This is a genomic window from Ohtaekwangia sp. (assembly GCF_036786105.1).
GTDB lineage: Bacteria > Bacteroidota > Bacteroidia > Cytophagales > Cyclobacteriaceae > Ohtaekwangia.
This window is the reverse complement of sequence record NZ_DAIQRQ010000003.1, coordinates 196677-212564: the sequence shown is the minus strand read 5'-3', so window position 1 is coordinate 212564 and position 15888 is coordinate 196677. Positions and strand designations below refer to the sequence as shown.

Annotated in this window: 17 protein-coding genes; 13 read left to right on the top strand and 4 right to left on the bottom strand. The window is 44.5% G+C overall.

The window, feature by feature from the left end:
- From V7Q33_RS02885 to V7Q33_RS02870, 4 genes are all read left to right on the top strand, one after another.
- The coding region (locus V7Q33_RS02885) for a hypothetical protein (protein ID WP_333818839.1) at window positions 1–304 on the top strand (304 nt) is incomplete at its 5' end.
- 365 nt (window positions 305–669) lie between these two features.
- Window positions 670–1212, top strand: coding sequence for a hypothetical protein (locus V7Q33_RS02880; RefSeq protein WP_333818838.1), 543 nt, complete (start codon window positions 670–672; stop codon window positions 1210–1212).
- A 28-nt stretch (window positions 1213–1240) separates the two neighbouring features.
- On the top strand, window positions 1241–1738 hold the full coding sequence (locus V7Q33_RS02875; RefSeq protein ID WP_331977535.1) for a hypothetical protein: 498 nt from the start codon (window positions 1241–1243) through the stop codon (window positions 1736–1738).
- Between the two features lie 78 nt (window positions 1739–1816).
- On the top strand, window positions 1817–2248 hold the full coding sequence (locus V7Q33_RS02870; protein WP_333818837.1) for a hypothetical protein: 432 nt from the start codon (window positions 1817–1819) through the stop codon (window positions 2246–2248).
- Between the two features lie 83 nt (window positions 2249–2331).
- On the opposite strand, the gene V7Q33_RS02865 is transcribed toward V7Q33_RS02870, so the two are convergent.
- The 3 genes from V7Q33_RS02865 to V7Q33_RS02855 all read right to left on the bottom strand — a co-directional run bounded on the left by V7Q33_RS02865 (window position 2332) and on the right by V7Q33_RS02855 (window position 6159).
- Entirely contained in the window at window positions 2332–3123 is a 792-nt protein-coding gene (locus tag V7Q33_RS02865) for an SDR family oxidoreductase (RefSeq protein ID WP_333818836.1), read from the bottom strand.
- 26 nt (window positions 3124–3149) lie between these two features.
- Complete coding sequence (locus tag V7Q33_RS02860) at window positions 3150–4322, bottom strand: OmpA family protein (protein WP_331977529.1); 1173 nt, start codon at window positions 4320–4322, stop codon at window positions 3150–3152.
- A gap of 244 nt (window positions 4323–4566) precedes the next feature.
- Complete coding sequence (locus tag V7Q33_RS02855) at window positions 4567–6159, bottom strand: amidase (RefSeq protein WP_331977527.1); 1593 nt, start codon at window positions 6157–6159, stop codon at window positions 4567–4569.
- 246 nt (window positions 6160–6405) lie between these two features.
- Here V7Q33_RS02855 and V7Q33_RS02850 point away from each other — a divergent pair, with 246 nt between their 5' ends.
- From V7Q33_RS02850 to V7Q33_RS02840, 3 genes are read left to right on the top strand one after another with little or no spacing between them, the layout of a single operon-like run.
- A complete protein-coding gene (locus tag V7Q33_RS02850) occupies window positions 6406–7314 on the top strand; it encodes a hypothetical protein (protein ID WP_331977525.1) in 909 nt (302 codons plus the stop codon).
- Between the two features lie 5 nt (window positions 7315–7319).
- Complete coding sequence (locus tag V7Q33_RS02845) at window positions 7320–7847, top strand: hypothetical protein (RefSeq protein WP_331977523.1); 528 nt, start codon at window positions 7320–7322, stop codon at window positions 7845–7847.
- A gap of 15 nt (window positions 7848–7862) precedes the next feature.
- Window positions 7863–8081 (top strand): hypothetical protein, encoded by a 219-nt coding sequence (locus tag V7Q33_RS02840; protein WP_331977521.1) that lies wholly within the window; start codon window positions 7863–7865, stop codon window positions 8079–8081.
- 13 nt (window positions 8082–8094) lie between these two features.
- On the opposite strand, the gene V7Q33_RS02835 is transcribed toward V7Q33_RS02840, so the two are convergent.
- Window positions 8095–10467, bottom strand: coding sequence for a hypothetical protein (locus tag V7Q33_RS02835; RefSeq protein WP_333818835.1), 2373 nt, complete (start codon window positions 10465–10467; stop codon window positions 8095–8097).
- 252 nt (window positions 10468–10719) lie between these two features.
- Between V7Q33_RS02835 and menD the strand changes: the two genes are divergently transcribed.
- The 6 genes from menD (at window position 10720) to V7Q33_RS02805 (ending at window position 15886) form a co-directional block, all read left to right on the top strand.
- Window positions 10720–12450: a 2-succinyl-5-enolpyruvyl-6-hydroxy-3-cyclohexene-1-carboxylic-acid synthase gene (gene menD, locus V7Q33_RS02830; RefSeq protein ID WP_333818833.1), complete on the top strand. Its 1731-nt coding sequence runs from the start codon at window positions 10720–10722 to the stop codon at window positions 12448–12450.
- Window positions 12440–13264 carry a 1,4-dihydroxy-2-naphthoyl-CoA synthase gene (gene menB / locus V7Q33_RS02825; protein WP_331977515.1) on the top strand — a complete coding sequence of 275 codons (825 nt, stop codon included), beginning with the start codon at window positions 12440–12442 and terminating at the stop codon, window positions 13262–13264. Before menD ends, menB begins: the two co-directional genes overlap by 11 nt.
- Before the next feature lie 31 nt (window positions 13265–13295).
- The gene (locus tag V7Q33_RS02820) at window positions 13296–13664 is read left to right on the top strand and encodes a TerB family tellurite resistance protein (RefSeq protein WP_331977513.1); all 369 of its coding nucleotides are present in this window, start codon (window positions 13296–13298) and stop codon (window positions 13662–13664) included.
- A gap of 2 nt (window positions 13665–13666) precedes the next feature.
- Window positions 13667–14152, top strand: coding sequence for a PPC domain-containing DNA-binding protein (locus V7Q33_RS02815; RefSeq protein ID WP_333818832.1), 486 nt, complete (start codon window positions 13667–13669; stop codon window positions 14150–14152).
- Entirely contained in the window at window positions 14149–15249 is a 1101-nt protein-coding gene (locus V7Q33_RS02810; protein WP_333818831.1) for an AMP-binding protein, read from the top strand. The genes V7Q33_RS02815 and V7Q33_RS02810 overlap by 4 nt, the downstream gene beginning before the upstream one ends.
- 247 nt (window positions 15250–15496) lie before the next feature.
- Complete coding sequence (locus V7Q33_RS02805) at window positions 15497–15886, top strand: response regulator (RefSeq protein ID WP_331973027.1); 390 nt, start codon at window positions 15497–15499, stop codon at window positions 15884–15886.
- Window positions 15887–15888: the final 2 nt, after the last annotated feature.

Here is a 15888-nt window from a genome sequence, read left to right as displayed (position 1 = left end):
AATGACACATCATACAAAAAGCGGTATATTCCAGATTGATCTTGTAACCGGTATACATTTACCTGCGAGCCTATACTATGATTTTATGGCCCTTGACTATATTCAGGAAGCAGGTAAGATTTTGTGTGTTATAGATAGCGTAATTCCTCCAAAACCGGATTTTTCCGGTATAGCGAATATCAAAAAAAATGTTAAAGGTTTATGCAGGAACGAACCAGTTGTCCCTTGTCTGTCAGAATCTTTTGCAGCAATGCTATCTACCCTGCTCCGTTTTTTCAAAAAAGACAAACATGCGAATATCTGATTCCCACAACCAGAATCCGGTTTGATATATAGTTAATCATATAGTCAGATGTTTATGTGTACAAGTATAGATCTCGCTTGATTATTCCATGGCTATATAGTCTGCCTGTGTTCACTCCATAATGGTAATTTTTGCCATCGGGTATAAATGATATTTTTGAATGGATAAAAAGATTAATAGGCCCCGGGCAATTTAGTCATCTAGCGCGTGACATTCTACTAACAAAGATTTTCCGCGGGACAAGTACATTATGCCATACAGGCAACTTTTACATTTCGTTTACCTTTTTTAACAATTCGTTTACCAAAGCCTGGAACAAAGACTTGTAGTTTTGCTGGAGTTGATAATTAAACCTGCAAAAAAATATGAAAAAAATTATTTATGCGCTGATCTTACTGCTGGTGGTGGTAAGCGGACTAGTATTTGCTAATCTCGAAATAAAAAAAGAGGCTCCTAAAAAATCACCTCCAAGACCACTCACGGCTGCTGAGATGAAAGCCGCAAGGAAAAAATGGGAGGCTACTCCTGATGGTATAATGTTCAATAAATGGAAAGCATCTCCGGAAGGTCAAAAAGTACTTGCCGGTGCGGCCAAAATAAGGAACCATATAAGTGCTTCTTCCAAGATGGAGGCTGTTGTAAGTTCTCTTTCGCTTCCACCAGGCTCACGATTAGGTTTCGGAGTGATGGTGAAGATTAATGGTGACGATTATATTCTTACCTTTGGGGTGGGAAAGGCAAATGAATTTCAACAATTGCATAGCCTGAAAGTAAACGACAAAATAATTATAAGAAGCCATAGTGTATCGTATGCGCCTAAGTATTCATACCCCATTGTATCGGGCGACTATGTAGAACGGGACAGTAAAATAATGTATAAACGTGCCGCCCATAAAGGTGGCTGCTAAGCCTGCCTGCCGGTAGGCAGGTAAAGTTATGACAAAGCGAATTATTACACCTTACTTTCCCAATGGGATGAAGTATTTCAGCGCGTTATTGTTTGCAGGGGGAATTTACCTGATCGTAATAAGCCACTGGTTTTGGGGAGCACTGATCATTTTAACAGGAATAATAATACTGACGACAAAATATGTAACAGAAATTGATTTGAAGCAGAAAAAGTACAGAGACTATTTATCCTTTCTTATCTTTAAGTTAAACGAAGATACCAGGAAGTTTAATGCTATCGACAGAATAGTGATCACAAAAGGAAATTATTCGCAAACACTTAACACCAGAGTGCAATCACGGCAAATGGATTGGTCGGACTACACCGGTACACTGGTGTTCGATAGTGATACGCTTGACCTTCTGACAAAAAACACCAAACAAGAACTACTCAAAGGACTAAAAGAGTTCACCGAGTTTCTAAACGTTGGCGTAGAAGACAGAACAACAAACCAATACTATTGGGTTGATATGGCAAAGGTGTGAAATTCAAGGACAACCCAGTGAAATAGGCTGATCAGAAAAATTCTGAGAAAATAAAGCAGCTGTAAAACAGATGTATATATGAGAATATTAGTCACACTTGCAATTTTCATTGGGGGATGTGCTTCAGTGCCACTGAAAAGTACTGTCTCACAAATCAACAGTGATGTTTTAATTTTATCTATCTTAATTCAAGATCACTTGAGGCAAACGGAGGGGCGAGACATTACTCTTACTGAATTACTCCAGGCAGATACTTTAGACAGAATTTCGAAGAGCTTTGATAAAATAGAATTGAAATCCAGAGGTGGGTATATTTCCGTCTATTATAAGTTCTCAGCATCAAGAGATTTAAAAGGAATTGAACTTAGTGACAAAGAGAAGGAACGTACAAATTCCTTTAGGTGGACGGAGAAAGTATTGAAAAATCAATATGACGGTGAGATTCAATTTGATTATGGCGAGAGGTTCTATCGAGTAAGAAAAATAATTATTAACAGACCTGCAACTTAAACATTATCTTTCATCCTGTATTCGACAAACACAGGTCAACAAGAGAGCGGGCAAACATGTGTATATTTTTCAGTTGTCTCCCGTTAAAACATAGTCAACGGATCGGGATATATAAAAGTATATTTCAATCGCTTCTTTAATTTTTCCGAGCACACAATTTTATAGGCGCTGTTATCTTCCTCTATAAAATGGGGTGGCTCCAGGCCAAGCTGTTTACTTGCCAGGAAATAAAATTTACCGCGGGCAGGGTGTTCATCGGCACAGGCGTTGAATATTTCTCCCCACGCATCCCTCTCTACTACTGCCTGAATAATTTTTATACAGTCTTCCTGGTGAATCATATTTACCGGGCTTGTTCTTCCGGGTACCTCCTGCTTCCCGGCAAGAAATCTTCCGGGATGCCTGCCGGCACCAATCAATCCTCCAAAGCGAATTACGGTTGTTTGAATGCCACTTGTTATTACAATCTTCTCTGCTTCTGTCAGGTAAGAATCAACAGCGGCATCGTCTTCATATACTATACGGTTTAGGTCCGGATATACTGCTGTTGAACTGATAAATACTATATGTGATATCGTGCCACGCTGCGCTTCCTGTACCACGTTTTGCAATTGCTCCAGGTATACTGTTGTCAGACCGGTTTTTCTCCTCGGGGGAATACTGATGATCAGTATCTCGGATTGAAAGAAGCGACTATAATCACCAGCGGGCTGCGGATCAAACTTCAGTAAGCAAGGCTCTATACCGGTTTCCGCGATCGCGGCCAGTTTTTCCTGCTGCGTAACAGAGCCCAGTACTGTATAACCCGACCGTAACAACGCTACTCCCAGCGGTTTTCCCAGCCATCCACATCCCAATATACTTACCGAGTGCACCTGTGTTATAAAAATCCCGTTGTTAATTAATCTGCAGTAATTTCAATCTCAATACGGTCGTTCAGGCGCGAAGCACTGTTGCTGTTCTCCGGCACAAGCATGTTCTGTCCTCCCCATGCATATACATTGGAGCGATTCTTCTCTATGCCATTATCGGCCAGGTATTGCTGCACTGCTTCAGCACGCATACGCGACAGCTCTTTGGCGGAGCCGGTTTTCTCCTGTGAGCCCCGCACATCAAAGTAATTACGGGTTGTGCCCAGTGCTATGATCTTGCGGCTATTGGTACCGTTGCAATGACCGTGTATTTTTATCCTGTAATCAGGATTGTCTTTCATCATGTTTACCAGCTCATCCATTTCGAGCTTTGATTGTGGCAACATGATTACAGCATCTTTATAAAAAGAAACGTGATACATAACCGATACATCGCCTTTCTTCATGCGCTCCAGGCGATAAGGAATAACCCAGGCTCCGTTTGCATCTTGTGTTGCGTCCTCCAGTGCTGACGGGTTGGTATAATCAAGTTGTTTGACAAGTTCCTTATAACCGAAGATGCCGCACACCAGCGATATAGGAGCATTGTTAGCGGGCTTCGTGATGTCTACATATTGGTTAGACTTATAGACTGCAATGTCGCGGCCACGGCTGAAGTCAACACGGTGGATTTCGCCATTCACAGGTCTTCCATCGGCCATCTGAATGGCGAACTTGAAAAGCTTGCCTCTCACTTTCTCTGGTACCACTTCAGTAGAAGCAGCGGTATCGGTAGATGCCGGAATCTCGGTAGTGCTGATGGTTGAATCTACCGGTGGCGTTGTTGTCTCTGTCTCTGTTGTTTCGGTTACTGGGGGCTCAACTTTCGTTTCTTCCGCTACAACGGGGTCGTTGCCAGTGCCCAGTTTACCGGTATAGAGCCAGGCATCGTTCAGAAACGATCCTGCCTGCAGGGATTTAACTTTGGCAAGACCCTCTTCATGATTTTCAGTTTTCAGAACGTACACATAGTATTGATTCTTGGTAACATTCAGTTCATACTGAGCCGGGTATCGAAGACTCTTCACATAGCCGCTAAATTTCCGGGCATTACTTTCCACGGAGAACACGCCTACCACCACATAATAGTGCTGGGCGTAACTGGCGGCCGAAATAAAAATGAAAAGTAAAATAAAAGCCGATTGGGTAATTCTTTTTTTCATATAGCTAAATGATCGCACTAAAATAGTAAAACGTATCAGCTACAGGAAACATAATATATTATCGTTCTACCGTTGCTATAAAATTATTGACGATATCTCTTTACATGGCTTCATCACACGCATATTATTTTTCCTTTGAGATGGTATATCAGTCTCTGCTATCTTAGATGTTCTGATCATGTGTCAACATGTACCGAAGGGAAGCAACACCGTTGGCACAGTATTATGTCCCCAAATTATAGTCTTATGGCAGCGTTATACTCCCGTTGGAGGATATATATTTCGGAGCTTTACGATGCTTTGTGCCCTGCTCATATCCATAGGCGATCTCGATCAGCACGGATTCACTCCAGGCTTTGCCGAAAAACGAAACATCTACCGGCAGGTCATCAACAAATCCCATTGGTACGGCTATACTGGGATAGCCTGCAATCGCTGCGAGCGATGAGCTCCCGCCCAGGAAATGATCGCCGTCAATAAGATCGGTCTTCCAGGCAGGCGAGCCGGTAGGCGCCATAAGTGCATCGAGTTTGTATTGCTGCATTACTTTGTCAATACCTTCTTCGCGTGTCGCTTTGTGCATCGCTGCCAGTGCATCGGTATACTCTTTACTCTGCAGATCGCCTTTGGCATGGGCCATTTCCAATAGTTTCTGATCGAAGTAACGAAGCTCGATGGAATCTTTCCGGTTAAAAGCCATAAGCTCTTCCAGGTTATGCACCGGTGCATGGGGCAGGCTTGCAAAGTATTTGTTCAGTCCGTCCTTAAACTCATACAGCAATACCTGGAATGATGGACTGCCTGCGCCTTTCCCTATCGGCTCTGCTATTTCAATAACTTCCGCACCTTGTTGTTTCAGGTATAGCACTGCCTGCTTCATAAGTGTATCCACTTTGGCGTGAAAGCCGGATATATCTTTCAGCAAGCCGATGCGCTTTCCTTTCAGTCCATCTGCTTTGAGAAAGGGTGTGTAATCGCTATAAAAAACAGCTGCCGGGTTTAGTGTTTTTGAATCCGTTGAATCTATACCGGTAAGCGCTCCCAAAGCTATGGCTACATCTGCTACCGTGCGGCCCATAGGGCCCGGAGTATCTTGTGTAAAAGATATCGGTATAATTCCCGTGCGACTGATCAATCCCACGGTTGGCTTGAGTCCTACAATGCCATTGTTATTGGATGGGCAAACAATGGAACCATTCGTTTCCGTACCGATGGCTACTCCACAAAAGTTGGCCGCTACTGCTGCGCCCGAACCCGCGCTGGAGCCACAGGGGTTGCGATCGAGTACATATGGATTTTTAGTCTGCCCTCCTACTCCACTCCATCCGCTGGACGACATATCGGCACGGAAGTTTGCCCACTCGCTTAGGTTTGCTTTAGCGAGTATAACAGCACCTGCATCCCGAAGTTTTTTTGCTACCCAACTGTCTTGTGATGGAAATGAATTTCGCAGCACGATGGCTCCTGCTGTATTGGGCATTTTATCGTGTGTGTCGATATTGTCTTTGAGTATAACCGGTATACCGTGCAGCGGGCCGCGGATCTTTCCTTCTTTAAATTCTTTTTCCAATGCTTCGGCAATCGACAATGCATCCGGATTAACCATAATAATCGAATTAATCTGTGGCCCGTGTTTATCAAGTGCTTCAATACGAGCCAGGTAATCTTTCACTACACCGGTAATGGTATATTTACCTTCTTTATATCCCTGCTGCAGTTGCTGTATGGTAATTTCCTCCAGGTAATCCGGAATGGCTTCCGTATTTTCAGTATTGGCCGTTTTATGCTCGCACGCCAGGAGCAATATAAAAGTGAGGGATAGCAGTATACGGTTCATGGGTTATAAAAGTAAAAAGGTTTATTACAGGTGAAAATAATACAAGGTGAATTGTATACCTATCCTCTTGCGAAATTACTTCACATCCCGGAGGGGTACTCAAATTCCGGCTAAACAAGGTATTTTGATGATGAATATGAATCTTATAATTTCGCTGGCAGGGATATATTTTCAACCTTTTTATTACGTATAGGCAGTGCACGCTAAGCTTTTCTATACCTTCGCGTTACCTATCCTAACTTACCAATGCGATACGTTAACTGCGGCCAATGCCATAAAACCGATCTTCCAATTAACAGCTCACTTACGATTGATGGCATTTCCTACTGTGAAGCCTGCATACAGGCCACTTTTACCGAAGAGCAGTTAAAAACGAAGAAAGTTGAAAAAGAATACGATCCCACCATTTGCTCATCATGCCAGACTGATTTTGGCGATACTGTATTGAATCGGGTGGCGCGTTATCCGCTCTGTACTTCCTGCGAAACATCTTTAAAAGATAAAGTCTTCCCTGCATGGGTAAAGGCATTCTTCGCTGTTGTGATCGTGCTGGTATTCTTTTCTGCGTTTTGGAATTGGCGTTTTATTAATGGCCGATCCAGTTTACTTCATTCCAGGAAGGCTATCGAAAACAATGATTATAAACGCGCAGCTGAAGATCTTGCTGTAGCATCCGAAAATGTACCGGAAGTCGCTGATCTTCGTGCCTTGGCAAGTTATTACAAAGGTATCAGTCTTTTGACAGAAGATCACTCAGTAGAAGCACTGGCTGAATTTAACAGTTGCAAAAATCTGGTACCGAACGATTACAACATCGAAGCGCTGATCGTACAAGCAGAAATGGGGGCCGGCTTTGATACAAAAGATTATGCCATGTTCCTTCGCGCTACCAAAGAGAATTTGAAGAGAGATACTTCACTTGCAATTTCATGGGCAGGTGTTGCTTCAGCTTATGCCTGTTTGTATGCAACACAAAAATCCGATTCACTTAAAAATTTATTTCAGTATTACAGAAGCAAAGCACTGTCGCTAAATGATAGTACTGAAGAATTATCTGTGTATATTAATCGTCTGGATCACAGGATTGAAACGGGTGAGATTCTTACGAAGAATGAGTTTGATAGAAAATTCCCACAAGGTTGGACTAAAAATTAACGTTTATGTTTTTTATACCTGGTCAATTAATTGCCATCGCTACGTTTCCCGGTGTGATTGTTCATGAGTTCGCACACATGCTCTTTTGTCGCTTACGCAATATTCCTGTTCTGGACGCTTGTTATTTCCGTGTAGGAAATCCGGCCGGATATGTAGTCCATGAAAAGACGGATGACTTCCTCAGCACATTTCTTGTTTCGATGGGCCCCTTCTTCATTAATACAGTTCTATGTCTGATGATCTGCCTGCCTGCTTATGTGCCAATTCATTTCTTTGGGCTTGAACATCCGCTTTCGTATGTTCTCATGTGGCTTGGTGTTTCCATCGGTATGCATGCCATACCCTCTACTACAGATGCACAAAATCTTTTTGACGAGGCCAAGATACACGCCAAATCATTTAACTTGTTAGCTATATTTTCATTCCCGCTGGTTATCGCGATCTATATTTTCAATGTGCTCCGTGTTATCTGGGCTGATCTGGCCTATGGTATTATGATTGGCGTAGGTATACCTTCACTCCTGTTCGATTAATAACCAACTGTTATTATGCCCATACCACTCGATCTATTGGAAGAAACGCTCAGTCACCTGAATGAAGGCGCCCGCTCTGTGCGCGCTTACACAGGCGATGTGACCTATATCATTACAAAAGCCGATGACGGTGATTTCTATGTAACGCAGGAAGAACCGCCTTACACCAAAACAAGAACATCATCCCTGAAAGTATATTTCAAGGATGTGTTTGGTATTGACGCGCGTTATTAGAAATATAGTTTTCCTATTTGACAACGAGCTTGGCCGATCGACCCATCGTATCGGAAACGATATACATACCGGGACTTAGTCCGGATACATCGAGTTGATCTGCATCGGTAACTTTTCGCACCACATACCCGGCGGTGTTCATGACCACGGCAGAAGTTTTCCGATTCAGGTACACTATATCGCTGGTGCTTGCCGGGTTCGGTCGCACGCGCAAGGCTGATGGTTCTTCGCGGGTATTGATATATACCGTAAGTATATCCGAGTAATCGTACTTATCATCCAGGTCGGTTTGCTTGAGGCGGTAATAAGAGAGATTATGTAAAGGTGCGCTGTCACGGAAAATATAGCGGTTTTCAACGGCTGTAGTGCCTTTACCATTCAGCATGCCAATGCGCTCGAACGACAAGCCATCTGCAGAACGTTCTATTTCAAAATGCTTATTATTCTTTTCAGCAGCTGTTATCCAATATAGCCATACATTTCCATCCTTTACTTCGCTTCGAAATTCTTTGAGTGTAACCGGCAAAGGATTGGTAGGTGATGTAGAACCCAGTGTGAACGGACTAAAAGATGTTACCGCCGATGCCGTTGTTACCGTACCCAACGATGAGGTTCCCGATATAAATCCTCCAAGATTTTCCCACTCACTTCCATTCCAGTGTGCTACGCGAATTGAGGCCGGATCGGATATATAGGTTGACGAGCATTGGTTGGAATGCCAGCTCAACGTAACGAACGGAGTGCCCAGCCCACTGTTTCTGTCGAGCGTCCAATACTCACAGCTGCTGAGTGCTGCCAGTGTATTATCCTGTGCGGTGCCATAGGGTTGAGATGCTTTAAAATACTCTGCTGTGAAATCTGTTAACATTGTAACCGGCGATATCTCAACCGATCGATAGGATCCATTATCGCCGGTCGGAAATACAAATCCTTCCAGTGCTGTACTCTTTCGTACAGGCCCGTCTACATAGCTGGATGCGTTGGCTCCCGAAGTGGTAGCACCCGACAAGAAGTATATATAGTTGGCTGAAGTGGTATTCAAAATACCTTTGGTGAACGTAGCCGACAATCCTATATTCAGCACAGTATTCAACGTAACATCGCCACCATTTTTATTAAGAACAAGGCGCTCTATCGTTGGCGCTGCTGTGCTGGCTGTTTTGGAAATGATTTGTGAGGTGGTGCCCGACAGTGTAACATTTCCTCCGCTCGCTCCGAAATCAATCGCAGCGGAACTGTTGGTAGTAATGTTACCGGCAAAAACATTAGTGCCATTATAGGCAGGCTGCAAGGTGCCATTGGTTTGTATAAACATAGCATCACTGTTATAGGTATCTCCGGTGATATTGGCGAGAAGCAATGTACCCGTTCCGCTGTTGGTAAGTGAAACCGCTCCGTTAAATGTATTGCCCCCGGCACTTGCATCCGTAGAAGCACCGGTCTTGGTAAGCGTAACGGTGTTGTTGAAGGAAGAGCCATTCAACAACAGCGCTCCGGTTGTGCCACTGATAGGCACATTAAAGGAAGCGCCGCTGAAGGTTGTCGTGCCTGTGGTGTTCAGTATAAGCGAAGCGTTGCCAGACGTAACAGCAAAATTACCGGAAGTAAAAGTATTCGATCCGGTTGTTGTCATCGAGAATCCGCGAAGGTCTATTGTGCCGGTATATCCATTGGTAAGAATGCCCGCTATTGTAACGGGTGCATCGAGAAAGCATATACCATTTTTACCTGAGGCACCATCAAATATAGCGACATCGCCGGGGCCGGGTGCGGAAGCTCCGCTACTACCACCGGAGGTTGTTGACCAGTTGAGTGTATTGCTCCACGTTTTCGGTGTATTGGTATAATTGAAATAGTTGAACTCGATGGTGCCCTGCTGTGCGGAATAATTAGCACCCGCTATAATAAAACGCACCTGCGTAGTAGCTGCGTTCCAGTTGATGGAACTCATGTTTACAGAATAATATCCCGGACTGGTTTGCGGACTGAGTATATTTTGTTCGGTAATGTATTGACCTTCCGCGTTGAACTCCTGGGCCTGAAGAAAAAACTGTTGATTGCCTCCGGTAACAGCAATAACCTGGAACTCCACAACGCCACTTGCTTTGTCCAGTGTTAACAATCGCGGGCTGGTGCCATTCACATTAAACAGCCGGTTGGCATAAAATCCTACCGAGTTATCCATCTTCAGGATAGCGCTGCCATTATTTGAAAACGTCCAGCTTCCGGTGCCATTGTCTTCCACGAGCGACCATTGTGAAAGGTCGCTCGTGCTGCTGAAATTATTGATATAGACCGATGCACCTACCCAATACCGGGTTTGTGCGAAGGAAGAGAAGGATAGTAACAGGCAGGCAAAGAAAACACAGTAAAGATTACATCTCATAACGTAGGGTTTAGATAACGTGAATGTGTAAAAATGACAAAGCCCATCCTTGCTGAACCATAGCGGTTGCAGGCAGGATGGGCTTTGGGATGCCGAAGATAGAACTATCTTCCTGAATTTCAGTAATTTCAAAAAGGATAATTTCAATACACACAGCTTGCTGAATAAAATTCACCGACACGATTGCGAGAGCAACAGCATATTATTTGAATATTCCCCGCTGGCTCCCCATATTCGCACACGATTTATTCAATGGCCCGTTTTCAACCGATCTATGATATCGCTGAGCTGTGTTCCCGCAAAGGTCTTACGCAAGCGGTGCTCTGTCCCGGCTCACGATGCGCTCCTCTTACTCTTGCATTTGTCCGGCATCCCAACATTATTACGCGTACGTTCAGCGATGAGCGCAGCGCTGGTTTTGTGGCGCTTGGCATAGCGCAGCAAAAGAAAGCGCCTGCTATTGTTATCTGTACATCGGGATCGGCAGCGTATAACCTGGCGCCCGCAGTAGCCGAAGCATGGTTCAGTGAAACACCACTCATCATTATCACAGCGGATCGCCCGGCGGAGTGGATTGCACAACACGATGGTCAAACCATTCACCAGAATGAAATCTTCGGGAAGCATGTAAAGAAATTCTATCAGCTTCCGCAGGAGTATGATCATGCCGATAGTCAGTGGGCGGTTAATCGCATTGTAAATGAAGCGATCAACCTCTCCTACCAGGAACCGAAAGGCCCGGTACACATCAACGCTCCGTTTCGCGAACCGCTATATCCCCCCGCAGAGGAAGCGATCAGCTATAGTACATCGGTGCGGGTGATGGATGAGTTTCCTTCTGACTTTACACTTACTGACGAGCAAAAACGAAAGCTGATAAACGAATGGGGCATTTATCACAATGTACTCATCGTAGCGGGCCAGCAGGAAGATGACAAGGACCTGAACGATGCCCTGCAAACTTTCTTCACCAAGCATGCTATACCTGTGGTAGGCGATGTAATCACCAACCTGCATAGCATTGAGAAACTCGTTCGCCATGCTGATCTGTTTCTGGGGCAGGCTTCTGCCGATATCAAGAAAACATTACAGCCTGATCTGCTGATCACGTTTGGCAAATCGGTTATATCAAAGAACCTGAAATTGTTTTTACGCAAATATACTCCCAAAGCGCACTGGCATATACAGCCGGCGGGCATGGTAGCCGATCCGTTTCAGAGTATAACGAATGTATTCAATACTACACCGGCAGAGTTTTTCCGATTTCTGAGTTCATTACCTACAACCGAATCGTTCGAAAAGCAGAAGCAGCATAACTTTAACAAGCTTTGGGAAATAGAAGAACGCAGAGCACTGCGCACACTCGAAGAGTTTTTTCCGCAGGAAGCACTCGCAGAGCTTGAGCTGGTATATACTATACTCAACAATCTCCCTGAAAACTGTAACCTGCACCTTGCCAACAGCATGAGCGTGCGCTATGGAAATTTTATCGGGCTGCGTGCACAGCAACGCGGTATACAGGTATATGCCAACCGTGGCACAAGCGGTATAGATGGTTGCACCAGCACCGTGGTAGGACATGCGTTATCGAACGATCGTCCGAATGTGTTGATCACGGGTGATCTTGCCTTCTTTTACGATCGCAATGCCTTCTGGCATAATTACGCGATGCCTAATTTGCGCATTGTGTTGCTGAACAACCACGGTGGTGTGATCTTTAAAATGATAGACGGCCCCGGATCATTGCCTGAGTCGGATGAGTATTTTGTAACGCGTCAAAAACTTACGGCAAAAAAACTCTGCGAAGAGTTTGGCATTGAACATTTGCAGCTCGACAATAAACGCAAGCTCAAAAACCTGCTGAAAGATTTCTTTGAGTTTGATGGTAAACCAAAAATACTGGAGCTGGAAAGTGATACATTGATCAACAAAATCATATTTGATAACCTGAAGGAGAAAACAAAAAAGAGTTATGAACTTTAAACACGCATGGAAACCCGTAAAGGAATATAAGGAGATTCTGTTCCATAAATTTGAGGGCATTGCCCGCATCAGTATTAACCGTCCGCATGTACATAATGCGTTTACACCACTCACGGTACAAGAGATGATCGATGCCATGCACATCTGTCGCGAAGATGCAGATGTACGCGTGGTGATTCTTACCGGTGAAGGTGGCAAAGCATTTTGCAGCGGTGGCGACCAGAGTGTGCGCGGCCATGGCGGCTATGTAGGCGAAGACACAACGCCACGGCTAAACGTTCTTGATCTGCAGAAAATGATCCGCTCCATTCCCAAGCCCGTTATTGCGGCTGTTGCCGGATGGGCTATTGGCGGTGGTCATGTGCTGCACGTAGTGTGTGATCTTACCATTGCTGCCGAGAACGCTCGCTTCGGACAAACCGGTCCGAAAGTAGGAAGCTTCGATGGCGGTTTTGGTGCTTCGTACCTCGCCCGCATTGTAGGACAAAAAAAAGCACGCGAGATCTGGTATCTCTGCGATCAGTACGATGCAAAAGACGCGATCGAAATGGGGCTGGTAAACAAAGTAGTGCCGCTGGATCAACTCGAAGAAACCTATGTAGCGTGGGCAAAGAAGATCATTGCGAAGAGCCCGCTGGCCATACGCATGTTAAAGAGTTCTTTCAATGCAGAACTTGACGGGCAGGCCGGTATACAGGAACTTGCCGGAAATGCTACACTGCTCTACTATCTTAGCGAAGAAGCAAAAGAAGGGAAGAATGCATTCCTCGAAAAGCGCGATCCGGATTGGTCAAAATACCCGAAGTTCCCTTGATCCTTTATTTATATATAGATGTAAATCCACTATGCAGATTGAGAAACTTGAGATTTTAAGAAGTATTGCCGAGATGGCGTATGTTATAGCAAAGGCCGACAAGGGCCTGAGCTCGGAAGAACGCATTGCCTTCCACAAGATCATCCAGGAAGAGCTGGATTATGATTCTTGGGCAGCACAAAGCCGTTTTGAATTGCTGGATGAAGTGATACAACCTTCTATCGAAAAGGCGTATAACGAGGCCATGCACGATTTTAAAAAATACAAAGATCATTTAACGGATGACCTGCGACTTTCTGCTGTTCGCGTAATGCAACGTGTGGCAGAAGCCTGCAGTGGTTTTCATGAGAATGAAGCACTCATCATAGAGCGTTTTAAGAAAGACTTGCAGCAGTTATAAGAATGACGCGCAGCCTGCTGATCGTTTTTATAGTTATGTCTGCCATAACCGCGCAAGCACAACAAGCTATGCAGTCAACGTCAAGGGTACACGTTTTCAGGCTCGGGCCACATCAGGATCTTAAAAAATCGCTGGTGGCCTGGGCGCAGTTACACAAAATCAAAGCGGCCGTTGTTGTAACCTGTGTCGGCAGCCTGGAGCAATACACGTTGCGCTTCGCCAACCAGGAGAACGGTACATCGCTCGCGGGACATTTCGAGATTGTATCACTCACCGGCACTATCTCGGAGACGTCAACACACCTGCACCTGGCTGTTTCCGACAGCACAGGACAAACTACCGGCGGACATTTATTGGATGGCAACCTTATTTATACAACCACCGAGATCGCTATCGCTGAACTTCCCGATCTTGCCTTCGGTCGCGAAACTGACACTACCTACGGATATAAGGAACTTACCGTGAAGCGCAGATCTTCCAAGCCATGAGCTATCTGTACCCAAGCATTACCATCAATGGTCGGGAGGTTTCTCTATATGATATCGTACATCAGGCTGCTGCCGCCAACAGCGAATTTGAAGTAAGCACCTTCAACTTTATCAGACGCTGGCTGCGTAACGAATCTACATTTGAGATCCATACGAGCGGCTCTACCGGCACACCGAAAAAGATTGTGATAACGCGTAGCCAGATGGTTGTGAGTGCCCGCATGACGGAACATGCACTTAAACTGCAAGCCGGCTATACGGCGCTGGTATGCCTCAACACACAATATATAGCAGGCCAGATGATGCTGGTGCGCTGCTTCACCACCGGCATGCGCATTATGGCTATTGATCCAAATGCCAACCCACTTGCTTCCATACCAGCCGATGTACATATCGATTTTACCGCGTGGGTTCCTTATCAGGTATATGAGATACTGGCTTCGCCACAAGCCAATCGTCTCAATGCTGTGCGCTATAGTATTATTGGCGGAGCTCCTTTAAACCGAGAAGCGATCCAGGCGTTACAGCAGTACAGTTGCCGGTTCTTTGCCACGTATGGCATGACGGAAACCATTTCGCACATAGCGCTTCAATCGCTTAACGGTAATGCACCATCGCCTGTTTTCCAGGCACTTCCAGGTATATCCATCTATACGGATGCGCGTGGCTGTCTGGTAATTGAAGCTCCTCACTTGCCCGAGCGCATTGTTACCAACGATCTGGTAGAAATGAAAGAGAAAGACAGCTTTGTGTGGCTGGGGCGTTGGGATAATATTATTAACAGCGGCGGAGTGAAAATTATACCGGAGAAAGTGGAACAAGCTGCCGGTGAAGTATTATCGAAATGTGGAGTTAATAGGTCATTTTTTATAGCAGCGAAACCGGATAGTAAACTCGGTCAGAAAATTATTTTACTGCTGGAGGGAAAAGATGACGTGGAAAGTATACCGCGTGAGCTAATTTATAAAGAATTTAAACAAGCGGTTTCAGCATATGAAATACCGCGCGACATTATCGTTGTTGAGCAGTTTGCTTATACCAATACAGGGAAGATTGATCGAAGAAAAACGATTGAAATGATTACAAATCGATCGTAAACGTTACATCACGTAAATTATACCACATTAATTCCAAAGTCCGGATATTATCACTATTTCAAACAGATAGGCGCAACCTAAAGCCTGTCTTTGCAAAGTTTTAATATATTTTACATCCAAAGGTTACATCTGTATCAATTATTTTATTTAGCTTTGGTTTGTCTTATAGTTGTCTTTAAAGATCCCGCCTTACTACAATCAGATCTTTAGAGCAGCACTTCTTTGTTGGTTCAAAATTTTATATACCATGAAACGGGTATTGGTTATCGAGGACGATGTTCCTTTATGCTGGCTTTTGGAAAAAATACTTCAGAAAAAATATGAAGTGGTTATTATGAACAACGGTATGGAGGCGTGGTCATGGTTGTCTGACGGCAATCTTCCTGACTTGATTATTTCTGATCTTAAAATGCCTTCGTTAGACGGTATTGAACTGCTGGAAAATCTCAGCACCAGTGGTTTATTCAAAAATATACCGGTTATTATTCTCTCCGGATACGAAGATGCAAGCAAGCGCAAGCAGTGCCTTGATTTAGGGGCTTTTACTTACCTGGTAAAGCCTTTTGAGCCTCAGTCTTTCCTGGCTGAAGTGGATCGTGCGTTATTATTTCAAAGACAAAATGTAACCGTAAACTAATT